This is a genomic window from Pseudomonas sp. NDM (genome assembly GCF_003105095.1).
GTDB lineage: Bacteria > Pseudomonadota > Gammaproteobacteria > Pseudomonadales > Pseudomonadaceae > Aquipseudomonas > Aquipseudomonas moraviensis_A.
This window is the reverse complement of sequence record NZ_QETJ01000032.1, coordinates 14,217-39,323: the sequence shown is the minus strand read 5'-3', so window position 1 is coordinate 39,323 and position 25,107 is coordinate 14,217. Positions and strand designations below refer to the sequence as shown.

Sequence of the window (25,107 nt, the reverse complement as noted above, 5' to 3'; positions counted from 1 at the left end):
TCTTTGAATCTCAAGGAGTTTTCCGTTTCGACTGCGCCGGAAGTGGGGCGAATTATAGACCTCTGGAATCTGCCGTCAACCGTTAATTTCGCTTTTCTTACAAATCAGCAAAAACCTCCTCTATATATAGACGCGCCCCCATCCAATGCGCAGTATATTGCCCACTCCCATAACAACACTCTGCTTTTGCCTGGATGCCGCCCTGTAATGAATGACCAACCTCGCTCCCTAGCCTCCATGTTGTTTCCGGTAGGCCTGCTCATGATAGCCATGGCATCCATCCAGTCAGGCGCCTCCCTGGCCAAAAGCATGTTCCCGATTATCGGCGCTCAAGGCACAACCACGCTGCGCTTGATCTTTGCCAGCGTGATCATGCTGCTATTGCTCCGGCCATGGCGCGCAAAGCTGACCGCCAAGTCTCTTCGTACCGTGATTGTCTACGGCATGGCATTGGGCGGGATGAACTTCCTCTTCTATATGTCTCTGCGCACTGTGCCGCTGGGCATCGCCGTTGCTCTCGAGTTCACCGGCCCTCTGGCTGTAGCGATATATGCCTCTCGCCGCGCTATCGATTTTCTCTGGATCGCGCTGGCTGCGGCCGGCCTGCTTCTATTGATACCTACTGGGGCAACCACTGCTGGCATTGACCTGGTCGGAGCGGGCTATGCACTGGGAGCCGGGGTTTGCTGGGCGCTGTACATTCTGTTCGGGCAAAAGGCCGGCGCTGATAACGGAGTAACTACGGCTGCGTTGGGCGTGATGATCGCCGCGCTGTTCGTAGCGCCGATCGGTATCGTTCATGCCGGCGCTGCGCTGCTGACACCCTCACTGATTCCAGTCGCTATCGGAGTCGCCATTCTGTCCACCGCCCTGCCCTACACCCTGGAAATGGTCGCCCTGACGCGAATGCCCGCGCGCACCTTCGGCACACTCATGAGTATCGAACCCGCGTTCGGCGCGCTATCGGGCCTGCTTTTTCTGCAGGAATACCTTTCATTGTCACAATGGCTGGCCATCCTGTGCATTATTCTGGCCTCCGTGGGCGCAACGATGACCATGGGCAGCGGAGCAAAGCCTGCTGTCGCGGCGGACTGAAGGGTAATGAAAAGTGGCTCTGGTAATTGGCGCTTATTTAGGCCATGTTTAGCTTCGTAACCCATCGCCAGGCATGGATTTTTTCGCAAAGGGACGGCACAACGCTGCAAACGCGAGCGAATACAGGCAGACCCGAGCACAAGACTCGCGGCCGCTATTAAGGATGGTAATGAAACGAATTTTGCTATTGATCGCCCTGCTGGCGATCGCAAGTTGCGCAGCGACCTCGGAAACCCAGGTCAAGCGGGGAAAGAAGGGCCTGCATATCAACTGTTCCGGACTTTCATCCTCATGGGACAAGTGCTACACCAGCGCCGCCAACTCCTGCGCTCCCAAGGGGTACAAGGTGATCGCCAAATCCGGGGATGCCGTGGAAGAACCAGGCGATTATCCGTTCGGCCTGAACCCCGCCGGCTATACCAGCCGCAGCATGATCGTCATCTGCAAATAACTACTCGGCTCGCGGGGAAGCGAGCTGACGCGTGATTTCCTGATGGCTCGAGCGCAACACCGTTCGCTGCACGTCCGGTGTTGCCAGCATCCGCGCGACCACCAGCGCACCCACGCATTGCGCAAGCACCGACCAGGCCAGGCTCTCGCTTTCCAGTATCTCAGCCCAACTTTGCTGGAGACGGCAGATCCATTCTTCCGCCTGCTCACGCACCTGCACATCGGCACGGGCGATCTCTGCACCCAATGTCGGCAGCGCGCAGCCGGACTCGGGGTGCTCGACGTGGGCCATGCTCAGGTACTGCTTCAGACAACGCTCCAGCCGCTGCCGATCTGCGCCGCCCTGCCCACCAAGGCGCTCGAGACTCTCACTCAGCTCTCGCTCGACAATGGCAGCAAACAACCCATCCTTTGAGGAAAAGTGACTGTAGAACGCTGCGCCACTCAAACCGATAGCCTTCATCAGACCATCGACGCCCACCGTGGAAAACCCCGATTTCTTTGCCGAGAGCGCGCTGCTTTGCAGCAATCTTTCGCGGGTTTCCGATTTGTGGCCTGCCGAATAACGCATGTCCTCTCCTGAAATGGTTCGCCTTGACGCTGCCCGAATCCTAGCATAACGTTCGTTAACTAAACGATCGTTAACCTAAAGGGATTCACCCATGAACAACAAGAAGGTCGTATTGGTTGTCGGTGCGGGCGATGCCACTGGCGGCGCGATTGCCAAGCGTTTTGCCAAGGAAGGTTTCACTGCCTGCGTGACCCGGCGCAGCGCCGACAAACTGCAGCCACTGGTCGACGCCATAGTCGCTGAAGGCGGTGAGGCTCATGGGTTCGCTTGCGATGCGCGCAAGGAAGAAGACGTCATCGCGCTGATCGAAGACATCGAGACACGCGTCGGTCCGATCGAGGCCTTTGTCTTCAACATCGGAGCCAACGTGCCGTGCAGCATTCTCGAAGAAACCGCGCGCAAGTATTTCAAGATTTGGGAGATGGCCTGTTTCTCCGGGTTTCTCAATGCCCGTGAAGTGGCCAAGCGCATGGTGACTCGGCAGCGCGGCACGATTCTGTTTACCGGTGCCACCGCCGGACTGCGCGGCGCTTCCGGATTCGCCGCTTTCGCTGGCGCCAAACACGGTATCCGCGCACTGGCCCAAAGCATGGCCAGGGAACTGGGACCGATGAACATCCATGTCGCCCATGTCGTAGTGGACGGTGCGATCGACACCGACTTCATCCGCAACAGCTTTCCCAAAAAATACGCGACCAAGGATCAGGACGGCATTCTCGACCCGGAGCACATCGCCGAAAACTACTGGTATCTGCACCGTCAGCCACGGGATGCATGGACCTTCGAGCTGGACCTGCGCCCATGGAACGAGCGCTGGTAAGCCCTCCCCCTCATCACAACAATAAGAGCGCGACTTGATCATGACGAAAACCGTGGAATTCTATTTCGACCTCGGCAGCCCCACCACCTATCTGGCGCACACCCAGCTGCCGAACATTTGCGCCGAAACCCGCAGCGAACTGATCTACATCCCGATGCTGTTGGGTGGCGTATTCAAAGCCACCGGCAATGCCTCGCCGGCGGTGATTCCAGCCAAGGGTCGTTACATGTTTCAGGACCTCGACCGTTTCGCCAAACGCTACGGCGTACAGCTCAGGTTCAATCCGCACTTTCCGATCAATACGCTGATATTGATGCGCGCCGTCACTGGCATGCAGTTGCATCAGCCGCAGCGTTTCGCCGACTTCGTCGATTGCCTGTTCAAGGCGCTTTGGGTGGACGGCCGTAACCTCAACGATCCGCAAACCATCGCAGGGGTGCTGACTGAAAACGGCTTCGATACCCAGGAAATAATGGCGTTGACCAACGATGAATCAGTCAAGGCCGCACTCAAGGAAAACACCGAAAAAGCCATCAAGCGCGGCGTTTTCGGTGCTCCAAGCATGTTCATTGGCGATCAGATGTTCTTCGGTCAGGATCGACTCGACTTCGTAGAAGAGGCATTGCGCCAGGATTGAAGCCAAGCCCAAGGCACCGCGGGCAGTGCCTTGGGTACACCGATCAAATTGCCACAGTGCGCTCGTTCAGCCAGCCGAGCGCCGCACCCTCCAGCAATGGGCTCAAACGCTCGCGCACTTCACTGTGATAAGCATTGAGCCACTGCTTTTCTTCCTGGGTCAGCAGATCCGCAATCAGGCAACGGGTATCGATCGGGCACAACGTCAGGGTTTCGAACTTGAGGAAGTCGCCGAATTCGCTGCTGCCGGCCTCACGGTTCATCGCCAGGTTCTCGATGCGCACGCCCCAACGGCCCGGACGATAGGTGCCGGGTTCGATCGAGGTGATCATTCCCGGCTGCATAGCCGTTTGCGGCGCCGGCGCGGCCTGATAGGCGATCACCTGCGGACCTTCGTGAACGTTGAGGAAATAGCCCACGCCGTGACCGGTGCCGTGACCGTAATCGACGTTTTCAGCCCAGATCGGGGCACGGGCGATGGCGTCGAGCAGCGGCGACAGAATGCCTTTCGGGAAGCGTGCCCGTGAGAGGGCAATCACGCCTTTCAACACACGCGTGCAATCCTGCTTCTGCTCTTGGGTCGGCGTTCCCACCGGGACCATGCGGGTGATGTCGGTCGTACCGCCGAGGTATTGGCCACCGGAATCGATGAGCAACAGACCATCACCCTCGATCACCGCATGCTCCTCTTCGGTAGCGTGATAATGCGGCATCGCGCCGTTGGCATTGAACGCGGCAATGGTGTTGAAACTCAGCGAAACATAATCGGGGCGACGTTCGCGAGCGGCGGTGAGTTTCTCGTCAATGGTCAGCTCGGTGATGCGCTCGCGACCCCACGCCGATTCCAGCCAGGCGAAGAATTCGCACAACGCCGCGCCATCCTGTTCCATCGCTTTGCGGATGTGCTGAGCGTCGGCTTCGCTTTTCTGCGATTTGGCCAGCGTGGTCGGGTTCAGGCCTTCGACCAGTTTCACGCCACTGTCCAGGTGATCCAGCAAACCTGTGGTCACTCGCGCCGGATCGACCAGCAGGCTCGCGCCACTCGGCACAGACCGCAACGCGCCGGCCACTTCGCTGTAATCACGTAGCGTTACGCCATCTTGTTCGAGCACGGCACGCAGATCGGCATCGACCTTGCTCAGCGCCACGAACAGTGTGGCCTGCTGTTGATTGATCAAAGCAAACGAAACAAACACCGGATTGAACGACACATCACCGCCACGCAGGTTGAACAGCCAGGCAATGTCGTCGAGGGTGGCGATGAAATGCCAATCGGCACCACGCTCTTGCAAGGTCTCGCGCAGATTCGCCAGTTTCTCACCACGGCTGACGGTGGCTTGTGGCGGCAAATGTTGATAAATCGGCGCGTTGGGCAGAGTCGGGCGATCGCGCCAGACTTCCTGCAACAGGTCGATATCGGTGCGCAGACGAGCGCCGCGTGCTTCGAGCTTGCTGCTCAGTGTGCGCGCGGACGCCACTGCCATCACCGCACCATCGACCGCCACCACGCCGCCCTCTGGGGTTTGCTCGGCCAGCCAGTCCAGCGGGCTCGGCTGCCCCGGTTGCAGCTTGACCAGTTCGATGCCGCTGCCGTCGAGTTCCTTGGTCGCCTGTTCCCAGTAACGACTGTCGGCCCACACGCCAGCGAAATCAGTAGTGACAATCAGCGTACCGACCGAACCGTGGAAACCCGACAGCCATTGCCGGCCCTGCCAGTAACCCGGCAAATATTCCGACAGATGCGGGTCGGCGGACGGCACGAGCAGCGCATGGATGCCTTCGCGGCGCATCAGTTCACGGGTATGCGCCAGGCGCTGAGGCACCGATCCTTCGGTCAAGGTGTGGGAACTCATCATGTCTCCTGCTAATCGCGTCATCGTTATTGTTCGTAGCCTCACGGCCATGGAAAGCGTCGGCTGTTTTAAAGCCCTGTCGCCCAGAATGCCGGGGCACTGGCGCAGGCGGTTCTGATCAGTTCGACGGCCTTGTCGACATCCTCGGCGGTGGTAAACCGCCCGAGGCTCAAGCGAATGGTGCGCCCCGCCAGCCGCGCATCGTGGCCGAGCGCGAGCAGCACGTGGGACGGCGCGTTGCTTGCGGAATTACACGCCGACGTCGCGGAAAACGCGATCGAATGGCTCAACGCAGCACTGTTGAACTCGCCCTCGCTGAAGGTCAGGCTCAGGGTGTGCGGAATACGTTGCGAGGCACTGCCATTGAGGCGCACGCCGGGCAAACTCAAAAGCTGTTCGAGCAAACGTTCGCGCAAAGCGACGATGGCTTTTTTCTCTTCATCGAATGCGTCGGCGGCCAGAGCGAATGCTGCGCCCATACCGGCAATCTGATGAGTCGCCAGGGTTCCGGAGCGCAAGCCGCCTTCGTGACCGCCGCCATGGATCTGCGCCTGCAAGCGTTGCTGCGCGTGCGGACCGACATACAAGGCGCCGATGCCCTTGGGGCCGTAGAGTTTGTGTGCGGAAAACGACATCAGGTCAACCGCCAGGCGGCTCAGATCGATCGCGACTTTGCCAGCGCCCTGCGCGGCGTCGACATGGAATAGCGCCTGCCGACTGCGCACCACCTCACCAATCGCCTCGACATCGTTGACCGTGCCCAGCTCGTTGTTGACCAGCATCAGCGACACCAGAAACGTGTCGTCGCGCATCGCTTCACTGACCGCTTGCGGTGTGATCAAGCCTTCAGCGTCCGGCACCAGATAAGTCACGGCAATGCCCGAATCCTGCAATTGTCGGGCGGTGTCGAGAATGGCCTTGTGTTCGATCTGGCTGGTAATGATGTGCCCGCCGGAAACGCCACGGGCCTGGGCGACGCCTTTGAGGGCAAGATTGTTGGATTCGGTGGCACCGGAGGTCCAGACGATCTGCTCAGGCTGCGCGCCGACCAGATCGGCGACTTGCCGACGTGCCTGCTCGACCGTCTGCCGGGCCTGCTGGCCGAAGGCGTGGGAGCTGGAAGCCGGGTTACCGAAGTTACCGTGAAAACCCAGACATTCGGTCATCACCCTGATGACCCGCTCGTCCACCGGGGTGGTGGCGGCGTAATCGAAATACAACGGACGTGTGTTCATAAAGGACTCGCAGAGCGTGTTCCGGGATCAGGAGGCTCGTGTCTGCAAACGACGATGCACAGCCTCGTGAGCTGTGCATGGGTTCGAGAGCGTCATCAATACCTGGTCGGATGCCGTTAAAGAAGTAGGGCTTCATTTAAAAGTGCGTAGGAACGCTCCTGAAACCGAGCTTAACAGGCATCGGGCCGGCGATTGAAGCAATGCGTCAGTGAAAGCTTTCGAGAAGTAACGGATACAGCGAAATTACCAGTAGCGCCGCCATGCCCCAATTGAACACGCGCAACCACCGCGGATCCTTGAGTACATTGCGCAACAGCGTGCCGCACGCGGCCCACAGGCCAACACTTGGAAGGTTGATGATGGCGAATACCGCCGCGATGACCACCACATTGTAGAAATAGCCCTGCATCGGCGTGTACGTGCTGATGGCACCGATGGCCATGATCCACGCCTTGGGATTGACCCACTGAAACGCGGCGGCGCCCAGATAGCTGATCGGTTTCGCCTGGCCGTCGGCACCGTCGCCGACCGGGCCGGAGTGGGCGATCTTCCACGCCAGGTAGAGCAAATAGGCGGCGCCGACATAACGCAGCACCGTATAAAGAATCGGGTAGGCCTGAAACACCGCGCCCAGGCCGAAGCCCACCGCCACCACTAACAGGAAGAAGCCGCAGCTGATGCCGAGCATGTGCGGAATGGTGCGGTTGAAGCCGAAATTCACTCCGGATGCCAACAACATGGTGTTGTTCGGCCCCGGTGTGATCGAGGTGACAAGGGCAAACAGGGCAAAGCCCAACAGCAGATCAAGCGAGAGGTTCATCGAGGCAGTCCATCCAGGGTCATTCAGGTGTTGACCCTATCCCACGGCGTCCGGCAAACCCACGGACAGTTAGGGAAAACTTCAAGCAGTACAGTTTGCTTTCAGCTAGGACGTCCGTGCAGCTGTACGGCACGCTCGGCGCTCATCTCACCCTGCTGGTCAAAACCGAAAGTCTTCTGCGGCTGGCCGAGCAACTGGGCTTTTTTTGCGTGGTATTCGTCGAACGACAGGCCGCTGCGGTTCAGCGCTTCCAGTGCCAGTTCGCGGGATTCTTCAGCGGTGTAAGGGCGCAGCTCTGGCGAAACGTGGCTGGCACAGCCAGCGAGTACGGAAACAGCGAGCATCAGCGAAACAGTCAGTAAACGGTTCATGGGGGCGTCCTGGCGAGCAATGTGGGGTCGATGGAGAAAGGCTACGCCCAGGCACGCTCGCGCAGAAATCAACGCTCTCAATAGTGGCTATCAGGTTTGCGCTAATCCTGGCTAACCCGGCAGACGGCAATGCAGCGCATCGTCGTGGCTGCGGGCAATGCTGCTGTGTACCTGGAAGGAATTGAAGGTCACGGTTTTCGCGCGATGAGTGCGGATCAGTTGCCAGAAATCCTGCTCACCGTTTTCGAAACTGTGAAATGCCGCCTCCCCCGCCTCGCGGCTTTGCCATTGCAGAAAGCTCAACACGCGTCGGCCGTCGTCGCTGGCCTGCACGCTGGCACTGAGAAAACCGTCGTAACGCTGAGCCAGACGCTCGGTCTGCATCGCCAATGCCGAAACCAGCGCGGCTTGCTGACGCGGTTCGATCTCGAACTCGATCAATTGGGTAAAGCTGCGATTGCTCATGGAAAGCCCCCACTCATCTTGAAGCGAGCCTTGCGACCCGAAGAGCTGCAGGGTAAAACCTCAAGTTAAGTCAAGGTCAAGAGCATTTTCCCCATGATCAGCAAAGACCAGGTGCATAAACCTCTTACCGTCGGCGAAGTTGCCGCGCGCAGTGGCGTCGCGGTCACCGCGCTGCATTTTTACGAAGCCAAAGGCTTGATCAAAAGTGAACGCAACGCCGGTAACCAGCGCCGCTATCCCCGTGCCGTGTTGCGCCGGGTAGCATTGATCAAAGTCGCGCAACGACTAGGGATACCGCTGGCGGAAATCGGCGAAGCGCTTAAGATCCTGCCGCAGGATCGCGCGCCGTCGGCGGCGGACTGGAAAATGCTGTCCGAACAATGGCAGCGCGAACTCGACGAACGAATCAAGCAACTGACGCTAATGCGCGATCAGCTCACCGGTTGCATCGGCTGTGGCTGTCTGTCCATGGAGGCGTGTCCATTGCGCAATAAGGGTGACGTGCTCGGTGACCGAGGCCCAGGTCCGCACTTTCGCGATGCGTGATGCGCGCTGCTCGTCGGCAGAAAACCTGCGCTGCGAGGACGGTTCTATAGTGATTGCTCCGGACAGATCCGGAGCAACCCCATCTGTTGAAAACAAAAACAGGGAGAACGTCATGAACGTCAAACCCATTCCTGAGGGGTATCACAGCATTACCCCGTATCTCGGCATCCAACAGGCCGCCGAGGCCATCGATTTCTACAAGAAAGCCTTCAATGCCAGCGAAGTCATGCGTCTGACCATGCCCGACGGCAATATCGGCCACGCCGAACTGCGCATCGGTGACAGCGCGATCATGCTCGGCACACCTTGCGACCAAGGGCCGTTGAGCAATCCGCAGCAGGCGGTTTCGATCGGTTTGCACCTGTACGTGCCCGATGTCGATCAGGCCTTTCAACAAGCACTGGATGCCGGCGCGCAAAGCGTCTCCGAGGTCAAAGACCAGTTTTACGGCGACCGCAGCGGGACTTTGAGAGATCCGTTCGGCCATTTATGGTTTCTCGCCACCCATAAAGAAGATCTGAGCGAAGAGCAGATCCGCCAACGAGCGATGGAAATGTTCAACCAAAACTAAAGCCTTGTAGCCAGAACAGACCGACAAAACGCACTGCCGATGTAATTGCGAAACATTTGCTTTCATATCCGCTTTCGGGATTTTCTTCGCTCATACGTCTTATAGGAATGCAGGCCGTTCGCGTAGGCAAAAGCCACGAACGGCCTCCCGGGGAGTTCCGTGCTGCGAAGCCCGTAGCCCGGCCCCTTCCACCGCTATCAAGACGCGCAATCATGTCGAAGAAATCCCGTTCCAAACTGTGGTTCCTGGTGCATAGCTGGCTGGCATTGCCGATCTGGTTCTTTGTGCTGATCGTCTGTGTCACCGGCACGCTGGCGGTGGTCAGTCAGGAAATCGTCTGGCTGGCCAATCCGCAAATGCGCGCCAGCCAGCCGTCGGACGACGCGCCGCGCCTGAGCTACGACCAGATTCTTGCCGCGATCAAACAAGCCGAGCCGCAAACCCTGGTGCAGAGCATCAATCGTCCGGACGAGTCGCACTTTGCCCTCGACGTCGAAGTCAGCTACCCCGACGGGCGTTCGTTGACGGTCTATGTCAATCCGTACACCGGCGTCATCCAGGGCACCGCGCCGGCCTTCGATTTCAAGGCCTTCACCCGCGCCCTGCACGGCTGGTGGCTGGTGCCGTTCACCAATGGCTACAGCTGGGGCTGGTATCTGGTGTCATTGCTCGGCGTGCCGATGCTGGTTTCGCTGATTACCGGGCTGGTGGTCTACAAGCGCTTCTGGAAAGGTTTTCTGCGCCCGACCCTACGCGTACGCCATGGCGCGCGGATCTTTTGGGGCGATTTCCATCGCCTGTGCGGCATCTGGTCGATCTGGTTCATTGCGGTGATTTCCATCACCGGCATCTGGTTCCTGATCAAGGCATTCCTGTTCGATAACCAGATTTCCATTTCCAGCGAACCGATCATTCCGGCGATGTCCCGGGAAAGCGTGCCGATCTCCGCCGCCGGCACTCCGCCACCGCGGATCAGCCTGGACCGCGCCATCGAAATCGCCCAGCAGAAAATTCCGGGGCTGGAAGCCAGCTACGTCAACCTGCCGGGCAATGCCTACTCGCACATGAGCGTCAGCGGTCGCGGCTGGTATCCGCTGATGTACCAGACCGCGACACTCAACCCATACAACGGCGAAATGGCTTCATCACGCTTGCTGTCCGACCGGTCCTCGCTGGAATTCGTCACCGAATCCATGCGCCCGCTGCACACCGGTGACTTCGGTGGCATCTGGATCAAATTGATCTGGTTCTTCTTCGGTCTGTTGCTGAGCATGATGATCCTCAGCGGCCTGCTGATCTGGACCAAACGCACCGCGCTGGCCACCGCCAATGCACTGAAGCGCGAGGACAAGAAAAACCGTGTCTCCGCCCAACCAGCGATGCGCCGTGAACCTTCGGAGGCCAGCCTGTGAACAAAGCCATCTCGGTCACACCGCCGTCTCGCCTGTCGCGTTTCTGGCACAAGTGGCGCTTCCATATCAATGTTCTGTTGTTGCTGATCCCTTTGGGGTTCATGCCGAAATACTTTGCCGATGCCTCGCTTTTTCGCGGCGACAGTGGCTTGGGCCAGCGGGAAATAGGCACCGTTCAGGTCGGCCCGTGGAGCCTGCGCCTGGCCGAGCTGCGCGAAGAAGCGCCGCACCTGAGCGGCCCGGCTGGCTATATGAAGGATTTCACTGCTGCCGTCTGCGATACCTGCGTCGAACAGGTCAAGGCCACTTACCTGCGCATCGGCAAACCGCGCAGCCTGCGTGCCGCCGGCACGATCTTCTTCGGCACCCCTTACCGCATGGGCACGCAGATGCCGATCCCGGCGAAAACCAAACCTGACGCCGAGCTGTGGATCACCATGGAAGGCTGGGACGGCAGCATGCACCAGGCCGCGATTCCCCTGAGCCAAGCCTCCCCCGCCACCGTTGCCTGGCTGAACAAACAAGGAGCCAAACCATGACTCGCTCGCCACTCCACCCGCGCTTGCTGGCAAGTGCCGCGCTGCTGGTGCTGAGCGCCGGTTTCAGTGCCGGCGCTCTGGCGCACAACCCGATGTGCGAATGCAAAGCCATCGATGCCGAACAGATCAAATGCACCGGCGGCTTCTCCGATGGCAGCGGCGCGCCGGGCGTGACCCTCGACGTGATCGGCTACGACGAAAACATTCTGGTGCCCGGCAAACTGGGTGAAGACTCGACGCTGACATTCAAGAAACCCGCTAGTGAGTTTTATGTCCTGTTCGACGCCGGCCCCGGCCACGTTGTGGAAATCGACCAGGCGGATATCGAAGCCCCATGAGTACCCCGACAACTCAAGTGGTACGCCCGGCGGGTGCCGGCCATGAAACCCTCAACGTGCTGCTGTTGTGTCTGTTGATCCTCGCGGTCGCCGGTTCGGTGGTGGCGTGGCGCGGGGTTTCCCATGAGCCGGAGCCCGTCGCGAGCAACCAGTACGACGCCCGCCGCGACCTCAGCGCCGCCGAGCAAGGCATCTATGCCGACCTGCGGGTGACCCTCGACGAAATCCGCTTGCTGCGCGAAGAGCAAAAAGCCCTGCCGACCCCACAGGTGCTGGCCGAAGAGGGTTTCGCGCCGTTCGCACAGGATGCCAGTTCGGTCAGCCGTGGCGGTCATGCATGGCAGATGCTCGCCGACCGCGCCTACTTCGGTCGCAGCGCGACGCCTGATGTCGCCGGGTCATTTCTCATGCGTGTCGGTGCCGATGCCAACGCTGCGCCGGACGTCTGGCTGAACCGCAGCGCCGACCTCGCGCCTGCGCAGGATCTGTCCGATGCCGCGCTGTCCGCCGCTGGCTGGAAACAGATCGTCGCGCAATTCGATGCCGGGGTTACCCGCGAACATCGCCATTGATTCCTCGCCTTTATCCGAGAGAAGACTGCTTGCCCATGTCCATTTCATCTCCTCGCCGTCCATTGTTACGCCTGTTTCTGCTAGGCCTGTGCGCCTGCCTGCTGAGCCCACTGGCCAACGCCGAACAGGGCAAACGCCTGCGCATCGGCATCACCCTGCATCCGTATTACAGCTATGTCGCGAACATCGTCGGCGACAAGGCTGAAGTGGTGCCGTTGATTCCCGCCGGTTTCAACCCGCACGCCTATGAGCCACGAGCCGAAGACATCAAGCGCATCAGCGGTCTGGATGTGATCGTGCTCAACGGCGTCGGCCATGACGACTTCGCCGATCGGATGATCGCCGCCAGCGAAACGCCCAACGTCAAAACCATCGAAGCCAACGAGAATGTGCCGTTGCTGGCCGCCACCGGTGTCGCTGCGCGCGGCGCCGGCAAAGTGGTCAACCCGCACACGTTCCTGTCGATCAGCGCCTCCATCGCCCAGGTCAACAACATCGCCCGCGAGCTGGGCAAGATCGACCCGGACAACGCCAAGACCTACACCCAGAACGCCCGCGCCTACGGCAAACGCCTGCGGCAGATGCGCGCCGAAGCCCTGGCCAAACTGACCCAGGCACCGAATGCCGAACTGCGTGTGGCCACGGTGCACGCGGCTTACGACTATCTGCTGCGTGAATTCGGTCTGGAAGTGACGGCCGTGGTCGAGCCCGCCCACGGCATCGAGCCAAGCCCAAGTCAGCTGAAAAAAACCATCGACCAGCTGCGCGAGCTCGACGTGAAAGTGATCTTCTCGGAAATGGATTTCCCCTCCAGCTACGTCGATACCATCCAGCGCGAATCCGGGGTGAAGCTGTACCCGCTGTCGCACATTTCCTACGGCGAATACACCGCCGACAAGTACGAAAAGGAAATGACCGGCAACCTCAACACCGTGGTTCGGGCGATTCAGGAGTCGGGGGCATGACGTCGAAAGAAACCCTCGCCCCAGAAAACACCGAGTCCCCTGTAGGAGTGAGCCTGCTCGCGATGGCGTCCGCTCAGCCAACATCTTCATTGGATGAAACTCCGCTATCGCGAGCAGGCTCACTCCTACAGGTTACGGGGCCATCGCTGGAGTTTGCGGAAGTCAGCCTGACGCTCGGGCGTACAACGATTCTCGACAAGGTCAGCTTCCAGGTACAGCCCGGCAGCGTGCATGCGCTGGTCGGCCCCAACGGCGGTGGCAAGAGTTCGCTGATCAAGACGCTGCTGGGGCAGATGCCGCATCAGGGCCAGCTCAGCCTGCACTGGCCCGGCGAGCCCGGCACCATTGGTTACGTGCCGCAAGCGCTGGAGTTCGATCGCGGTTTGCCGATGACCGTCGACGATTTCATGGCTGCCATGTGCCAGCGCCGGCCGGCCTTTCTCGGTTTGAGCAAACACTACGCCGGTGCCATCGGCGAGGCGCTGGAGCGTGTCGGCATGCGCGACAAGCGCAAGCGGCGCATGGGCGCGCTGTCCGGCGGCGAACGGCAGCGGGTGCTGCTCGCGCAGGGCCTGATTCCGCCGCCGCAATTGCTGGTGCTCGACGAGCCGATGTCGGCCCTCGATGAGGCCGGGATTCAGGTGTTCGAACGTCTGCTCACTGACTGGCGCGCAGCGGGCATCACCGTGCTGTGGATCGAACATGATCTGGAAGCGGTGGGTCGGTTGGCCGATCGAGTGACCGGCCTCAACCGCCGCGTACTGTTCGATGCCACACCGCAACAGGCGCTGACGCCGGAACGTCTGCTGACGCTGTTTTCCACCCATCCACGGAGCGCTGTGTGATGAGTTACGAAGCCTTTCGTTTGATGGTCCAGGGTTGGGCATCTTCGGGTTATCTGCCGGAAGCGCTGGCCTACGGATTTGTGGTCAACGCCCTGCTCGCCGGTCTGCTGATCGGCCCGGTGCTCGGTGGGCTCGGCACGCTGGTGGTGGTCAAGCGCTTCGCGTTCTTCTCCGAAGCGGTCGGCCATGCGGCACTCACCGGCGTGGCCATCGGCATTCTGCTCGGCGAACCCTACACCGGCCCGTACGGCAGCCTGTTCGGCTACTGCCTGCTGTTCGGCATCCTGCTCAATTACCTGCGCAACCGCACCGGTCTGGCACCGGATACGCTGATCGGTGTGTTTCTGTCGGTGTCGCTGGCACTCGGCGCGAGCCTGCTGCTGATCCTCGCCGGCAAGATCAACGTGCACATTCTGGAAAACGTGCTGTTCGGTTCGGTACTGACGGTCAACGGCAATGATCTGGCGGTGCTGGCGATCGTCGGGTCGCTGGTCATGGCCCTCGCCCTGCCGCTGTACAACCGCATCATGCTCGCCAGTTTCAATCCGCAACTGGCGGCGGTGCGTGGCGTAGCGGTCAAGACGCTGGATTACCTGTTCGTGATCCTGGTGACCTTGATCACCGTCGCAGCGGTGAAAGTCATCGGTGCGATTCTGGTCGGTGCCTTGCTGGTGATTCCGGCGGCGGCGGCGCGGTTGCTAAGTCAGTCGCTCAAAGGGTTTTTCTGGTGTTCGGTGCTGATCGCTACCGTCAGCACGCTGTGCGGGATTCTTGCGCCGATCGTCTTCGACCTGCCGATTCCATCCGGCGCCGCGATCATTCTGGTCGCCGGCATCGCTTTCGCCCTCGCCGCCATCGCGCGCGGTGTTGTCCCAAGCCTCAAAGGGAACCTTGGATAAATGGCTTTTTCATTGCGAAACCTGACTCTGGCCATGGCCCTGTGTGGCGTGGTCTGCACGCCGTTGATGGCTGCTGAAAGTGCAAAACCCTTGCGCGTTCTGGCCTCGTTGCCGATTACCTTCGGCCTCGGCGAAGCACTGCTCAAAGGCACCGACGTCAAGCTCGAACGCGCAGCCCCGGCCAACCTGCCCGGTAGCCGCCAAACTGCGTATTTCACCGGCCGAGGCGCTCCGGCCCTGAGCAAACTGGCCACTGACGCGGACGCGGTGATCGGTCTGCGTTCGCTGTGGGCCGATGATCCGCTGTACCCGATCGCTCGGCGCAGCAATATCCGTATCGTCGAAGTCGACGCTGCCCGCCCGGTCGACGGCGCCCTGCCCGGCATCGCTGTGCAGCCGGGCGTGCAGGTTGATGGCCTGAACAGTCAGCCATGGCTGGCGAGCAACAACATGGGGCGCATGGCGGATGTGATGGCGGCGGACCTGGTGCGCCTGGCACCGAGCGCCAAGCCTGCGATCGAAGCCAATCTGGCGGCGTTGAAACAGCGTCTGCTGAAACTCAGCGCGGACACCGAAGCGCGTCTGGCCGAGGCGGACAATCTGAGTGTGATGAGCCTGAGCGATCACTTCGGCTATCTGATTGGCAGCCTCAACCTTGAACTGGCCGGACAGGATGCGCGTCCTGATGCCGAGTGGACGCCAGATGAATTAAAGGAGCTGACAGCGACGCTCAAGGACAATGACGTGGCGGTGGTGCTGCACCATCGCCAGCCAGCGGAGCCGGTGAAAGCGGCGATTGCAGAATCCGGCAGCCGACTGGTGGTGTTGAGTACTGATGCGGCGGATCCGCTGGCGGAGCTGGAAGGCAATGTGGATTTGTTGCTCAAGGGGCTGAGCGGAGCGTAATTTCAGGCACGACCGCGTTGTCGTTTATCGCGAGCAGGCTCACTCCTACAGGGGATCGCATTTCAACTGTAGGAGTGAGCCCGCTCGCGAAGAGGCCCGCATTAACAACTTCACTCTCCAGACATGAAAAAACCCGCTGACCCTCATTGGTCCAGCGGGTTTTTTCTGCCCGGTCGCTTATTGCGCCGCGACTTGCGCATCCATCTTCTGACGCAGACTCAACGGGCGCATGTCGGTCCAGACTTCTTCGATATAGGCCAGGCATTCCTTTTTCAGGCCGCTCTTGCCCACGGTGCGCCAGCCTTCTGGGACGGCTTTGTAATCGGGCCAGATCGAGTATTGCTCTTCGTGGTTGACCACGACCTGAAAGAGGATGTCCTCGCGGTCGAATACTGACGTCATGCTGGTTCTCCATCGTTGTAAGGTCGGCTGTACAACGAGTGCAGCCGGGGTATGTAGAAAGAACGTTCGCCGCGCGTAAAAATTTACAGTGCGGCGGTGGCAGCGACCAAAGCGCGACCGAAAACCTCCGCGACGCGGTCGATTTCTGCTGCGGTAATCACCAGCGGCGGCAGGAAACGCACCACCGCGCCATGGCGGCCGCCCAGCTCCAGAATCAGGCCGCGCTTGAGGCATTCACGCTGAACCAGCGGCGCCAGACGTGCGAATGCCGGCGGGTGACCGAGCGCGTCGGGTAGGCCGCTCGGGTCGACCAGTTCGACGCCGAGCATCAGGCCGCGCCCGCGGACGTCGCCCAGTTGCGGGAAGTCGCGTTGCAGAATGCGCAGATGCTCGCTGAGTCGATCCCCCATTGCGGCGGCGTGTTCGCAGACCTTGTGCTCTACCAGATAGCGCATCACCGCTGAACCGGCGGCCATGGCCATCTGATTGCCACGGAACGTGCCGGCATGGGCGCCCGGTTGCCAGGTGTCGAGCCAGTCGCGGTAAACCACCACCGCCAACGGCAGGCTGCCGCCGATGGCTTTGGACAACACCACCACATCCGGAACGATGCCCGCGTGTTCGAAGGCGAACATCTTGCCCGTGCGGGCGAAGCCGCTCTGGATCTCATCGACAATCAGCGCCACACCGGCCTTCTCGGTGATCCGGCGCAAACCGCGCAGCCACTCGATATCAGCGGGTATCACCCCGCCTTCGCCCTGCACCGCCTCGACAATCACCGCTGCCGGCAACTGCACGCCAGCCTCGGGATCGCTCAACAGGTTTTCCAGATAGCTCAGATTGGCTTTGACGCCCGCCGCGCCGCCGAGGCCGAACGGGCAACGATAGTCGTAGGGGAACGGCATGAATTGCACGCCATTGCTGAGCAAGGCACCCAGTGGTTTTTTTGGTCCCAGGCTGCCCATCAGGCTCAACGCGCCCTGACTCATGCCGTGATAACCGCCGGAAAATGACAGCACGGTGCTGCGCCCGGTGGCGGTGCGTACCAGTTTCAGCGCTGCCTCCACGGCGTCGGTGCCGGTCGGGCCGCAGAACTGGATTTTCGCCTGCGCCGCCAGTTCCGTCGGCAGCAAGCCGAACAGATCCTGGACGAATTGATCTTTGACCGGCGTGGTCAGGTCGAGGGTGTGCAGCGGCAATTCATCGGCGAGCACCTGCTGGATTGCCTCGATCACTACCGGGTGGTTATGCCCCAGCGCCAGCGTGCCGGCCCCGGCCAGGCAGTCGATGAATGTGCGCCCCTCGACATCCTCGACATACAGGCCCTTGGCACGCTTGAGCGCCAGTGGAATACGCCGAGGGTAGCTGCGTGCATTGGACTCCTGCTGGCTCTGGCGCGCCAGCAACGGTGATTCGTGGAATTCGTACAACGTCTCCGCTGGTGCCGAGGCGACCCGGGCCGACGATTCTTCGATAAGGCTGGTGGCGACTGACATCTCTCGACCCCTCAATTCGCTATGGATAGTGACCAAAACAGCACACCAACAGGTGCGCGTTCCGGTGGCGGGGCGCACTTGCAGGTTTTCCTGTTCTGGAAACGCTTCAGCGCGGCGCGGATTTACACCCTTGATCGAGTTGTCGGGCCGGTGCGGACAAAGGTTTGTGCAGCGGCACGGTCTGCAAGCCGTCGCAGATGCCGGATGGCGCCGCTTGTTGATAACCCAGATGCCGATAGAACGGCTCGGCGGTGCGGGAACTGTAGAGGTGAACATCCTGCACGCCACGAATGCGCAACCAGCCTTCGAGATCCTGCATCAGCGCCCGTCCGACGCCCCGGCGAAAGGATTCCGGCTGCACGTAACACAGGGAAATCTCGCCGCTGGCCTGGGCCATGCCGACACCGACCGGTTTGTCCGCCAGTAAAGCCAGACATAAATGGAAGTGGGGGTCAGCGAGTCGGGCGCTGATGAAGTCAGCGGATTGCTGAGCGATCCAGGTGCCGACCCGTGGCGGATCGTTACGGTGGTCGAGCGCGCAACCGATGCGGATGGAACGCTCGATAATGCGGCTGATGATGCCAGCGTCGGCCAATCGGGCCGGACGAATGCAGATGGGTGCTTCCATGGCGCAGTTCCCTCAATCCATTGAGTCAAGCTGCGTTGACCTTAGCCCCGGCCCTGCCGGATAGCGAACGGCGAGAAGTTACATTTCATGTGGCAGAACATGTTCCCTTGTGGGAGCGAGCCTGCTCGCGAAAGCGTCAGGCCAGTCAACGTCGATGTTGAATGACTTACCGCATTCGCGAGCAGGCTCGCTCCCACAGGGGATCTGAGGTGAGATCAGAGGGCTTGCAACGGCATGGTCAGTTCGACCCGCAAGCCATCCGGGCGGCTGTCGAAATGCAGGGCGCAGTCGCAGCGCTGAACAATCGCCTGGACAATCGCCAGACCCAGCCCGCAACCGGTGCTCTGGCCGTTGCGCCAGAAGCGCTGAGTCAGATGCTGCAAGTCATCCGGCGCAATGCCCGGCCCATGGTCGCGCACGACAAAGCGCACACGGTTGCCGATGCTTTCGAGATTGACCTCGACCGCACAATCTTCAGGCGTGTGGCGCAGAGCGTTGTCGAGCAGGTTGCGCAGCGCAGCAATCGCCAGCACTGCGGGCATTTGCAGCGGCGCGGCGGACAGCTCGTCCTGGACGTGCAGTTTGATCCGCAGCCGTTCACCGCCCGTGGCGTCCTGAATCGCCAGCCTGGCCACTTGCTCGGCGCTGCATTGCGAGCCGTCATCGAATGACAGACTGCCTTCGACCCGCGCCAGCAACAGCAACTGTTCAAGGGTGCGGTGCAGGCGATCGGCACCCTCCTCGGCGCGGGCCAGCGATTGATCGCGGGCGCTGCCATCGGTCATGCGCGCGACTTGCAGGTGGGTCTTGATCGCCGTCAGCGGACTGCGCAATTCGTGCGCGGCGTCACCGGTCAGGCGGCGTTCACGCTCGATGGTCTTGCCGATGCGCTGGAACAATTGGTTCTGGGTTTCCAGCAGCGGCTTCAATTCGCTGGGAAACGCCTGCAACTGCAACGGTTCAAGCGAATCGGCATTGCGCCGCATCAGCGCTTCGCGCAGACGATTCAGTGGCGCCAGGCCTTGACCGATCCCCAGCCACAGCAAGCACAGACAGCCCAGCAAGGCCACGCCGACCGGTACCGAAGCGGCGAGCAGGATCGACATGTTCAACGCTTCACGCTCGATCTGCCGGTCTGCGGTAGTGATGCGCACATCGCCGCGGGCCAGGGTGAAACTGCGCCACGGTGCGCCGTCGATCATCTGATCGTGGAAGCCCATTTTTTCCGCTTCCAGCGCTTGTTCGGGATTGTTGTGGCTACGGGCAAGAATCTCGCCGCGCAATGAGCTGACCTGACAGGCCATCCCCCCGGGAATATTCAATTGTTCGGCGCTGAAGTGGGTGCCTTCGCCCTTGCTCGGCAGCGTCGGCAATTGCTCGAGCAGACCGGCAACCATGCGCGCCGAGGCAACCAGGCGCTGGTCGAGGGAAAACATCATCTGATTGCGCAGATCGCTGAGCATCCACGCCGCAGCCAGCGCCCAGATCAGCGCGAATGCGGCGCCGAGCGTCAGGCTCAGGCGCAGGCGCAGACTCATCACTTGCCCTGCTCCCCGCCATCGGCAGGCCCGAGGCGATAGCCCAGACCGCGCACGGTTTCGACGATGCCTTTGCCAAGCTTGCTGCGCAGATGATGGATATGCACGTTCAGCGCATTGCTTTCCAGCTCATCGTTGAAGCCATAGACGCTGTCCTTCAATTGCTCGGTGGACAAAACGCGGCCGCGGTTGTGCAGCAGCGCCTGCAACAGCGATTGCTCGCGGCGCGACAAGTCCACCGGTTGCCCGGCCAGGCGGGTTTCCCGGCTGCTCGGGTCGTAGGTGAGCGCGCCATGCTCGATCAGATTGACACTGCGCCCGGCCACTCGGCGCAACAGGGTTTGCAGGCGGGCGAACAGTTCGCGCAGGTCGAAAGGCTTGAGCAGGTAATCGTCGGCGCCGGCCTGCAAACCGTCGACACGATCCGTCACAGAATCGCGGGCGGTGAGAATCAGCACCGGAATCTCCAGGCCGCTCTGGCGCAATTGCTGGAGCAACTTGAGGCCATCTTCGTCGGGCAGGCCAAGATCGAGCACCATCACGTCGAACTCGGCGACCTTGAGCATCGCCCGCGCTTTCGACGCCGTGTTGACGTGCTCGACGGTCAGGCCCTGAGCCGTGAGCCCGGCAACGATGCCGCTGGCGATCAGCTCATCGTCTTCGCAAACCAGTACGTGCATGGTGAATCCCACAGAAAAAAAGCGGATTAGGCGGTTGGCCGATTAAGCTGACATTATGGCGCCGAACGTCACTGCGACAAGGGCATCGCGGTTAATCATCGGTTAATCGCCGCTGCCCATTGTGCACCTCAATTGCACAGGGACAAGGCTCCTCCATGCGTCATTTTTTTCTTCTGTTTGCTTTACTGATTTCCGGTCTGGCCCAGGCCGGAAACAATCCGTTCGAGTCCAAGCCGGACTTTTTACCCGTCGACAAGGCATTCGTCCTCACCTCCGAGCGTCTGGAGTCGGGGGAAACCCAGCTGTTCTGGCAGATCACCGACGGCTACTACCTGTATCAGAAACGCTTGAAGTTCGACGGACTGGCCGCCGACCAGCAGCCGGTGCTGCCTGAAGGCGAATCCCACAGCGATGAGTTCTTCGGCGAGCAGCCGGTGTATCGCCAAGGCCTGGAAGTGAAAATCCCGGCAGCGGCCAGCGGGCAGATCAAGGTCAGTTACCAGGGCTGCGCCGATGCCGGCCTGTGTTATCCACCGCAAACCCGGGTAATTGACCTGGGCGGCAAAGCCGCAGCGACAACTGGTGGGGAAGCGCCGGATCAGGCCTTGGCCAGCAGCTTGCAACAACGGGCGATGGGCTGGAGTCTGCTGGTGTTCTTCGGCCTCGGCCTGCTGTTGGCGTTTACCCCGTGTTCACTGCCAATGCTGCCGATTCTGGCCGGAATGATCGTCGGCAGTGGCGCCACACCACGGCGCGGCTTCGCCCTGGCCAGCAGCTATGTGATCTGCATGGCGCTGGTGTATGCGGCGATGGGTGTGATTGCCGCTCTGCTCGGTGCGAACCTGCAGGCGTGGTTGCAGAATCCCTGGCTGCTCGGTGCGTTTGCGGCGATTTTCGTGGTGCTGGCACTGCCGATGTTCGGCTTCTTCGAGCTGCAGTTGCCGGTGGCGCTGCGTGATCGACTTGAACACGCTTCACGCAGCCGCAGCGGCGGCAGCCTGATCGGCGCCGGTGTGCTCGGTGCATTGTCCGGTCTGCTGGTCGGGCCGTGCATGACCGCGCCACTGGCCGGCGCGTTGCTGTACATCGCGCAAAGCGGTAACGCGTTGCACGGCGGTCTGATTCTGTTTGCGCTGGGCATCGGCATCGGTGTGCCGCTGTTGCTGCTGGTCACCGTGGGCAATCGATTCCTGCCCAAACCAGGGGCGTGGATGAACCTGCTCAAGGGCATATTCGGCTTTCTCTTTCTCGCAACCGCATTGCTGATGCTGCGCCCGGTACTGGATCCGTCGTTGTGGCTGGGTCTGTGTGGCGCGCTGCTGCTGATTGCCGCCTATAGCGCCTGGAAACAGTCCGAAGGATTTGGCCGCGTCGCGCAGATGTTCGGCGCCCTGTCCCTGTTGCTCGGTTTGTGGGGCAGCTTGCTGGTGATCGGTGCGGCTGGCGGCAGTGATGATCCGTACCAACCATTGCAGGTTTACAGCGCCGGCCGGGTCGCCAGCGCCGCACCAAGCGGTCATGACGCCTTCACCACCATCAAGGAACCGGCCGCCCTGCAACGTGAACTCGACGCCGCCAAGGCCCAAGGCCAGTGGGTACTGCTCGATTACTACGCCGACTGGTGCGTGTCGTGCAAAGTCATGGAGAAGAAGGTATTCGGCGAGGCCAAGGTCATGCAGGCATTGAGCGACGTGCGTCTGCTGCGCCTGGATGTGACCGCCGACAACGCCGCCAGCCGCGAGCTGCTCGGTCGCTATAAAGTGCCCGGGCCGCCGACTTTCATCTGGGTCGGTACTGACGGTGAAGAACGCCGCAGCCAGCGCATCACCGGCGAGGTCGATGCCGACACGTTCCTGCAACGCTGGTCCACTACCCGAGACGCCAACTGATGCTGACGTTCACCCTCGGCACTTTTGCCATCGCGCTCAACCACCTGCTGCTGATCAGTGCGCTGGCACTGGCGACATTTGTCGGCTGGCGGGTAGCCAAGCGCGGTGGCGATAACCCCGAGTCGGCGCTGTTCAGCCTGTTTTTGCTGGGCATGCTTGCGGCGCGCATTGCCTTTGTCGCGCTGTACTGGTCGCATTATCGCAATGACCCGTGGCAGATCATCGATCTGCGCGACGGGGGATTCCTCGCCTGGCCCGGGGTGATCGTGCTGCTGCTGGCGGCGTTGTATCGCGGCTGGCGTCGTCCCGGTCTGCGCCGACCGTTGGGCTTCGGTGTGGTCAGTGGCGTGGCGTTCTGGCTGCTCGCCACCCTCTCGCTGAACATCTACGAACAAGGCACGCGCCTGCCGGACATTTCCCTGCGCAATGCCGCCGGGCAAACCATCAAGCTCAGTGACTATCAGGGCGGCCCGCTGGTGATCAACCTGTGGGCCACCTGGTGCCCGCCGTGCCGGCGGGAAATGCCGGTGCTGGAAAATGCCCAACAACAGCGCCCTGACCTGACATTTCTGTTCGTCAATCAGGCCGAAAGCATGCAAAGCGTGGCGACATTTCTGGAAACCCAAGGCCTGAGCCTGAACAACGTGCTGTTCGACCGCAACGGCCGTCTCGGTCAGGCCGTGGGGTCCATGGCGTTACCGACTACGCTGTTCTATAGCCCGGACGGTCGCTTGCTGACCAGTCACCTCGGTGAACTGTCGAACGCCAGCCTCGCCCGCGCTCTGGAAACCTTCGACACTTCCCCTTCAAGCCCGAATCAAGCCGTTGCCCCGGCCAACTCTGCAAGGAAACTGCCATGCCCCGCCTCCGCCACCTGCTGACGCTGACCCTGGGCACCGCCCTGCTGCACTTGCCGTCGGTGCAGGCTGCTGAAGAACTGCCCGCGGCGATCAAAAAGATCGAAGCCAAGGGCGCGAAAATCGTCGGCCAGTTCGACGCCCCCGATGGCCTGCGCGGGTATGCCGCGCAATACCAGAATCGCGGCATGGCGCTGTACCTGACCCCGGACGGTAAACACGTGGTAGTGGGCAACCTGTATGACGCCGACGGCAAGGACCTGAGCAGCGAGCCATTGCAAAAACTGGTTTACGCGCCGATGTCCAAGGAAGTCTGGGCCAAGTTCGAGGCGAGCAACTGGATTCAGGACGGCAACAAGGATGCGCCGCGCACGGTGTACCTGTTCAGCGATCCGAACTGCCCGTACTGCAACATGTTCTGGGAGCAGGCGCGGCCATGGGTCAAGGCCGGCAAAGTGCAGTTGCGCCACATCATGGTCGGCATCATTCGTGAAGACAGCCCGGGCAAATCCGCCGCGCTGCTGGCGGCGAAAGACCCGGCCAAGGCCCTGGAAGATCACGAAAAGGCTGGCAAGGGCAGCGCGCTCAAGGCTCTCAAAGACATTCCGGTCGCCGTGCAGAGCAAACTCGCGGCGAACATGCAATTGATGGAAGACCTGGAACTGCAGGCCACTCCGGCGATTTTCTACCTGGACGACAAAGGCGAACTGCAACAACAGCAAGGCGCGCCTTCGCCGGACAAGCTGGTGAAGATTCTCGGGCCCAAGTAGTTTTTCATCGCCTGAACCGGCCCCAATCGCGAGCAGGCTCACTCCTACAGTTGACTGCATTCCTTCAGCAAGAATGCGATACCTGTAGGAGTGAGCCTGCTCGCGATTGGATCACACGGTGTGTCTGTTGCACTCGCTCAAGAAGCCAAGCAGCGCCTCAGTCACAAACCCGGGATTCTCCAGATTGGAGATATGCCCCGCCTCCGGTACCAGCACACACGGGCAACCAATCAATTCAGCCATTTCCCGGGCTTCCGAGGGTGGTCGTGGTTTGTCCTGATCGCCGCACAGCACCAACGTGGTCGCTGCGTTGAGTTCGCCCAAACGTGGCAACAGATCGTCGCGACCAAACGTGATGCGCCCCATCGGTACGATGCTTTCGCGCAAACGCTCGGGCGAATAGTTCTGCAGTTTTGCGCGGAAGTTTTGATACACCGGCGACTGCGGGTCGATGCCCGGGCGGAAGAAGATCGGTACGACGATGTCCAGCAGTTGTTCGGAGATGGTCCCGGTGTCTTCGATCTGCTTGAACAGCGAGAAGTAATACTGCCGGGTCGGTTCCGGCTCGACGCCGACGTAGGTGTCCATCAGCACCAGACCGTTGAGACGTTGCGGCGCGGCCAGTGCCAGGCGCGTGCCCCACATGCCGCCGACCGATAGCCCGGCGAGGGTGACGCGGTCGATGTCCAGATGATCGAGCAAGGCCTGCGCCTGACGGGCGATGTCGTCCAGCGATGTGGTGCCTTCAGGTAACTTGCCGGACTCGCCATGCCCCCACAGATCCAGGGCAATGACGCGATAGTGCGGGGTCAGCGCGGCGATCTGCGGCGCCCACATGGCCTGATCCCAGAGATAACTGCCAGCGAGCAACACGGCCGGGCCGGTGCCTTGATCAATGTAGTGCAGTGCTTGTCCGTCAACCGTGAAAAAGGGCATCG

General features: G+C 60.9%; 29 protein-coding genes and 1 pseudogene. 18 read left to right on the top strand and 12 right to left on the bottom strand.

Features of this window, described 5'->3' with window-relative positions; translation table 11 throughout:
* Nucleotides 1-207 precede the first annotated feature (207 nt).
* Both rhtA and DCO47_RS10055 read left to right on the top strand, forming a co-directional pair.
* Nucleotides 208-1,095 carry a threonine/homoserine exporter RhtA gene (gene rhtA / locus DCO47_RS10060; protein WP_064361587.1) on the top strand — a complete coding sequence of 296 codons (888 nt, stop codon included), beginning with the start codon at nt 208-210 and terminating at the stop codon, nt 1,093-1,095.
* A 169-nt stretch (nt 1,096-1,264) separates the two neighbouring features.
* Entirely contained in the window at nt 1,265-1,546 is a 282-nt protein-coding gene (locus DCO47_RS10055; RefSeq protein ID WP_039759777.1) for a hypothetical protein, read from the top strand.
* Here the strand turns inward: DCO47_RS10055 and DCO47_RS10050 are convergent, their stop codons facing one another.
* A complete protein-coding gene (locus DCO47_RS10050) occupies nt 1,547-2,116 on the bottom strand; it encodes a TetR/AcrR family transcriptional regulator (RefSeq protein ID WP_116658027.1) in 570 nt (189 codons plus the stop codon).
* A gap of 91 nt (nt 2,117-2,207) precedes the next feature.
* On the opposite strand from DCO47_RS10050, the gene DCO47_RS10045 reads away from it, so the two are divergent.
* Both DCO47_RS10045 and DCO47_RS10040 read left to right on the top strand, forming a co-directional pair.
* Nucleotides 2,208-2,936, top strand: a complete 729-nt coding sequence (locus DCO47_RS10045; RefSeq protein WP_116658026.1) for an SDR family oxidoreductase — start codon at nt 2,208-2,210, stop codon at nt 2,934-2,936.
* Nucleotides 2,937-2,976: 40 nt separating this feature from the next.
* Nucleotides 2,977-3,573, top strand: a complete 597-nt coding sequence (locus DCO47_RS10040) for a 2-hydroxychromene-2-carboxylate isomerase (protein ID WP_116658028.1) — start codon at nt 2,977-2,979, stop codon at nt 3,571-3,573.
* Nucleotides 3,574-3,616: 43 nt separating this feature from the next.
* Here DCO47_RS10040 and DCO47_RS10035 read toward each other — a convergent pair whose 3' ends face one another.
* The 5 genes from DCO47_RS10035 to DCO47_RS10015 all read right to left on the bottom strand — a co-directional run bounded on the left by DCO47_RS10035 (nt 3,617) and on the right by DCO47_RS10015 (nt 8,316).
* Nucleotides 3,617-5,425, bottom strand: coding sequence for an aminopeptidase P family protein (locus tag DCO47_RS10035; RefSeq protein WP_116658025.1), 1,809 nt, complete (start codon nt 5,423-5,425; stop codon nt 3,617-3,619).
* Between the two features lie 68 nt (nt 5,426-5,493).
* Complete coding sequence (locus DCO47_RS10030; RefSeq protein WP_116658024.1) at nt 5,494-6,660, bottom strand: aminotransferase class V-fold PLP-dependent enzyme; 1,167 nt, start codon at nt 6,658-6,660, stop codon at nt 5,494-5,496.
* Between the two features lie 205 nt (nt 6,661-6,865).
* Nucleotides 6,866-7,480, bottom strand: coding sequence for a LysE family translocator (locus DCO47_RS10025; RefSeq protein WP_042607820.1), 615 nt, complete (start codon nt 7,478-7,480; stop codon nt 6,866-6,868).
* A 101-nt stretch (nt 7,481-7,581) separates the two neighbouring features.
* Complete coding sequence (locus tag DCO47_RS10020; protein WP_065616926.1) at nt 7,582-7,851, bottom strand: hypothetical protein; 270 nt, start codon at nt 7,849-7,851, stop codon at nt 7,582-7,584.
* A 111-nt stretch (nt 7,852-7,962) separates the two neighbouring features.
* Nucleotides 7,963-8,316, bottom strand: coding sequence for an antibiotic biosynthesis monooxygenase (locus DCO47_RS10015; RefSeq protein ID WP_064361582.1), 354 nt, complete (start codon nt 8,314-8,316; stop codon nt 7,963-7,965).
* A gap of 93 nt (nt 8,317-8,409) precedes the next feature.
* Here DCO47_RS10015 and soxR point away from each other — a divergent pair, with 93 nt between their 5' ends.
* The 10 genes from soxR (at nt 8,410) to DCO47_RS09965 (ending at nt 15,909) form a co-directional block, all read left to right on the top strand.
* On the top strand, nt 8,410-8,862 hold the full coding sequence (gene soxR / locus DCO47_RS10010) for a redox-sensitive transcriptional activator SoxR (protein WP_065616925.1): 453 nt from the start codon (nt 8,410-8,412) through the stop codon (nt 8,860-8,862).
* A gap of 112 nt (nt 8,863-8,974) precedes the next feature.
* Nucleotides 8,975-9,433, top strand: coding sequence for a VOC family protein (locus tag DCO47_RS10005; RefSeq protein ID WP_116658023.1), 459 nt, complete (start codon nt 8,975-8,977; stop codon nt 9,431-9,433).
* Nucleotides 9,434-9,645: 212 nt separating this feature from the next.
* On the top strand, nt 9,646-10,845 hold the full coding sequence (locus tag DCO47_RS10000; RefSeq protein WP_083352294.1) for a PepSY domain-containing protein: 1,200 nt from the start codon (nt 9,646-9,648) through the stop codon (nt 10,843-10,845).
* A complete protein-coding gene (locus DCO47_RS09995) occupies nt 10,842-11,384 on the top strand; it encodes a hypothetical protein (RefSeq protein ID WP_064361579.1) in 543 nt (180 codons plus the stop codon). The genes DCO47_RS10000 and DCO47_RS09995 overlap by 4 nt, the downstream gene beginning before the upstream one ends.
* A complete protein-coding gene (locus DCO47_RS09990; protein WP_116658022.1) occupies nt 11,381-11,722 on the top strand; it encodes a hypothetical protein in 342 nt (113 codons plus the stop codon). Before DCO47_RS09995 ends, DCO47_RS09990 begins: the two co-directional genes overlap by 4 nt.
* Nucleotides 11,719-12,294 carry a DUF6162 family protein gene (locus DCO47_RS09985; RefSeq protein WP_116658021.1) on the top strand — a complete coding sequence of 192 codons (576 nt, stop codon included), beginning with the start codon at nt 11,719-11,721 and terminating at the stop codon, nt 12,292-12,294. Before DCO47_RS09990 ends, DCO47_RS09985 begins: the two co-directional genes overlap by 4 nt.
* A 35-nt stretch (nt 12,295-12,329) precedes the next feature.
* Nucleotides 12,330-13,259: a metal ABC transporter substrate-binding protein gene (locus DCO47_RS09980; protein WP_116658020.1), complete on the top strand. Its 930-nt coding sequence runs from the start codon at nt 12,330-12,332 to the stop codon at nt 13,257-13,259.
* Nucleotides 13,256-14,104, top strand: a complete 849-nt coding sequence (locus DCO47_RS09975) for a metal ABC transporter ATP-binding protein (protein WP_083352292.1) — start codon at nt 13,256-13,258, stop codon at nt 14,102-14,104. Before DCO47_RS09980 ends, DCO47_RS09975 begins: the two co-directional genes overlap by 4 nt.
* Nucleotides 14,104-15,003: a metal ABC transporter permease gene (locus tag DCO47_RS09970; protein ID WP_007917717.1), complete on the top strand. Its 900-nt coding sequence runs from the start codon at nt 14,104-14,106 to the stop codon at nt 15,001-15,003. The genes DCO47_RS09975 and DCO47_RS09970 overlap by 1 nt, the downstream gene beginning before the upstream one ends.
* The gene (locus tag DCO47_RS09965) at nt 15,004-15,909 is read left to right on the top strand and encodes a metal ABC transporter solute-binding protein, Zn/Mn family (protein ID WP_065616921.1); all 906 of its coding nucleotides are present in this window, start codon (nt 15,004-15,006) and stop codon (nt 15,907-15,909) included. It begins immediately after the preceding gene.
* A 177-nt stretch (nt 15,910-16,086) separates the two neighbouring features.
* Here DCO47_RS09965 and DCO47_RS09960 read toward each other — a convergent pair whose 3' ends face one another.
* From DCO47_RS09960 to DCO47_RS09950, 3 genes are all read right to left on the bottom strand, one after another.
* Nucleotides 16,087-16,311: an MbtH family protein gene (locus DCO47_RS09960; RefSeq protein ID WP_041478467.1), complete on the bottom strand. Its 225-nt coding sequence runs from the start codon at nt 16,309-16,311 to the stop codon at nt 16,087-16,089.
* Between the two features lie 83 nt (nt 16,312-16,394).
* Nucleotides 16,395-17,807, bottom strand: coding sequence for an aspartate aminotransferase family protein (locus tag DCO47_RS09955; protein WP_065616920.1), 1,413 nt, complete (start codon nt 17,805-17,807; stop codon nt 16,395-16,397).
* Nucleotides 17,808-17,913: 106 nt separating this feature from the next.
* Nucleotides 17,914-18,435 carry a GNAT family N-acetyltransferase gene (locus DCO47_RS09950; RefSeq protein WP_065616919.1) on the bottom strand — a complete coding sequence of 174 codons (522 nt, stop codon included), beginning with the start codon at nt 18,433-18,435 and terminating at the stop codon, nt 17,914-17,916.
* A gap of 82 nt (nt 18,436-18,517) precedes the next feature.
* On the opposite strand from DCO47_RS09950, the pseudogene DCO47_RS27280 reads away from it, so the two are divergent.
* Nucleotides 18,518-18,634 (top strand): annotated as a pseudogene (locus DCO47_RS27280) (metal ABC transporter ATP-binding protein); the annotation flags it as partial.
* A gap of 16 nt (nt 18,635-18,650) precedes the next feature.
* Here the strand turns inward: DCO47_RS27280 and DCO47_RS09945 are convergent.
* Nucleotides 18,651-19,973, bottom strand: a complete 1,323-nt coding sequence (locus tag DCO47_RS09945; RefSeq protein ID WP_065616918.1) for an ATP-binding protein — start codon at nt 19,971-19,973, stop codon at nt 18,651-18,653.
* Nucleotides 19,973-20,653 carry a response regulator gene (locus DCO47_RS09940; protein WP_042607836.1) on the bottom strand — a complete coding sequence of 227 codons (681 nt, stop codon included), beginning with the start codon at nt 20,651-20,653 and terminating at the stop codon, nt 19,973-19,975. Before DCO47_RS09940 ends, DCO47_RS09945 begins: the two co-directional genes overlap by 1 nt.
* A gap of 155 nt (nt 20,654-20,808) precedes the next feature.
* Between DCO47_RS09940 and dsbD the strand changes: the two genes are divergently transcribed.
* Genes dsbD through dsbG form a run of 3 tightly spaced genes read left to right on the top strand, consistent with a single transcriptional unit; the run spans nt 20,809 to nt 24,169 of the window.
* Nucleotides 20,809-22,542, top strand: coding sequence for a protein-disulfide reductase DsbD (gene dsbD, locus DCO47_RS09935; RefSeq protein WP_116658019.1), 1,734 nt, complete (start codon nt 20,809-20,811; stop codon nt 22,540-22,542).
* Complete coding sequence (locus DCO47_RS09930; protein WP_042607838.1) at nt 22,542-23,423, top strand: TlpA disulfide reductase family protein; 882 nt, start codon at nt 22,542-22,544, stop codon at nt 23,421-23,423. Before dsbD ends, DCO47_RS09930 begins: the two co-directional genes overlap by 1 nt.
* Entirely contained in the window at nt 23,399-24,169 is a 771-nt protein-coding gene (dsbG, locus tag DCO47_RS09925; protein ID WP_064361570.1) for a thiol:disulfide interchange protein DsbG, read from the top strand. Before DCO47_RS09930 ends, dsbG begins: the two co-directional genes overlap by 25 nt.
* Nucleotides 24,170-24,280: 111 nt before the next feature.
* Here the strand turns inward: dsbG and DCO47_RS09920 are convergent, their stop codons facing one another.
* A complete protein-coding gene (locus DCO47_RS09920; RefSeq protein ID WP_116658018.1) occupies nt 24,281-25,105 on the bottom strand; it encodes an alpha/beta fold hydrolase in 825 nt (274 codons plus the stop codon).
* Nucleotides 25,106-25,107 lie beyond the last annotated feature (2 nt).

Excerpts from the sequence above, each read along its gene's own strand:
- rhtA (WP_064361587.1), top strand. The coding sequence starts at position 208 with ATGAATGACCAACCTCGCTCCCTAGCCTCCATGTTGTTTCCGGTAGGC.
- DCO47_RS10055 (WP_039759777.1), top strand. The coding sequence starts at position 1,265 with ATGAAACGAATTTTGCTATTGATCGCCCTGCTGGCGATCGCAAGTTGC.
- DCO47_RS10050 (WP_116658027.1), bottom strand. The coding sequence starts at position 2,116 with ATGCGTTATTCGGCAGGCCACAAATCGGAAACCCGCGAAAGATTGCTG.
- DCO47_RS10045 (WP_116658026.1), top strand. The coding sequence starts at position 2,208 with ATGAACAACAAGAAGGTCGTATTGGTTGTCGGTGCGGGCGATGCCACT.
- DCO47_RS10040 (WP_116658028.1), top strand. The coding sequence starts at position 2,977 with ATGACGAAAACCGTGGAATTCTATTTCGACCTCGGCAGCCCCACCACC.
- DCO47_RS10035 (WP_116658025.1), bottom strand. The coding sequence starts at position 5,425 with ATGAGTTCCCACACCTTGACCGAAGGATCGGTGCCTCAGCGCCTGGCG.
- DCO47_RS10030 (WP_116658024.1), bottom strand. The coding sequence starts at position 6,660 with ATGAACACACGTCCGTTGTATTTCGATTACGCCGCCACCACCCCGGTG.
- DCO47_RS10025 (WP_042607820.1), bottom strand. The coding sequence starts at position 7,480 with ATGAACCTCTCGCTTGATCTGCTGTTGGGCTTTGCCCTGTTTGCCCTT.
- DCO47_RS10020 (WP_065616926.1), bottom strand. The coding sequence starts at position 7,851 with ATGAACCGTTTACTGACTGTTTCGCTGATGCTCGCTGTTTCCGTACTC.
- DCO47_RS10015 (WP_064361582.1), bottom strand. The coding sequence starts at position 8,316 with ATGAGCAATCGCAGCTTTACCCAATTGATCGAGTTCGAGATCGAACCG.
- soxR (WP_065616925.1), top strand. The coding sequence starts at position 8,410 with ATGATCAGCAAAGACCAGGTGCATAAACCTCTTACCGTCGGCGAAGTT.
- DCO47_RS10005 (WP_116658023.1), top strand. The coding sequence starts at position 8,975 with ATGAACGTCAAACCCATTCCTGAGGGGTATCACAGCATTACCCCGTAT.
- DCO47_RS10000 (WP_083352294.1), top strand. The coding sequence starts at position 9,646 with ATGTCGAAGAAATCCCGTTCCAAACTGTGGTTCCTGGTGCATAGCTGG.
- DCO47_RS09990 (WP_116658022.1), top strand. The coding sequence starts at position 11,381 with ATGACTCGCTCGCCACTCCACCCGCGCTTGCTGGCAAGTGCCGCGCTG.
- DCO47_RS09985 (WP_116658021.1), top strand. The coding sequence starts at position 11,719 with ATGAGTACCCCGACAACTCAAGTGGTACGCCCGGCGGGTGCCGGCCAT.
- DCO47_RS09980 (WP_116658020.1), top strand. The coding sequence starts at position 12,330 with ATGTCCATTTCATCTCCTCGCCGTCCATTGTTACGCCTGTTTCTGCTA.
- DCO47_RS09975 (WP_083352292.1), top strand. The coding sequence starts at position 13,256 with ATGACGTCGAAAGAAACCCTCGCCCCAGAAAACACCGAGTCCCCTGTA.
- DCO47_RS09970 (WP_007917717.1), top strand. The coding sequence starts at position 14,104 with ATGAGTTACGAAGCCTTTCGTTTGATGGTCCAGGGTTGGGCATCTTCG.
- DCO47_RS09965 (WP_065616921.1), top strand. The coding sequence starts at position 15,004 with ATGGCTTTTTCATTGCGAAACCTGACTCTGGCCATGGCCCTGTGTGGC.
- DCO47_RS09960 (WP_041478467.1), bottom strand. The coding sequence starts at position 16,311 with ATGACGTCAGTATTCGACCGCGAGGACATCCTCTTTCAGGTCGTGGTC.
- DCO47_RS09955 (WP_065616920.1), bottom strand. The coding sequence starts at position 17,807 with ATGTCAGTCGCCACCAGCCTTATCGAAGAATCGTCGGCCCGGGTCGCC.
- DCO47_RS09950 (WP_065616919.1), bottom strand. The coding sequence starts at position 18,435 with ATGGAAGCACCCATCTGCATTCGTCCGGCCCGATTGGCCGACGCTGGC.
- DCO47_RS09945 (WP_065616918.1), bottom strand. The coding sequence starts at position 19,973 with ATGAGTCTGCGCCTGCGCCTGAGCCTGACGCTCGGCGCCGCATTCGCG.
- DCO47_RS09940 (WP_042607836.1), bottom strand. The coding sequence starts at position 20,653 with ATGCACGTACTGGTTTGCGAAGACGATGAGCTGATCGCCAGCGGCATC.
- dsbD (WP_116658019.1), top strand. The coding sequence starts at position 20,809 with ATGCGTCATTTTTTTCTTCTGTTTGCTTTACTGATTTCCGGTCTGGCC.
- DCO47_RS09930 (WP_042607838.1), top strand. The coding sequence starts at position 22,542 with ATGCTGACGTTCACCCTCGGCACTTTTGCCATCGCGCTCAACCACCTG.
- dsbG (WP_064361570.1), top strand. The coding sequence starts at position 23,399 with ATGCCCCGCCTCCGCCACCTGCTGACGCTGACCCTGGGCACCGCCCTG.
- DCO47_RS09920 (WP_116658018.1), bottom strand. The coding sequence starts at position 25,105 with ATGCCCTTTTTCACGGTTGACGGACAAGCACTGCACTACATTGATCAA.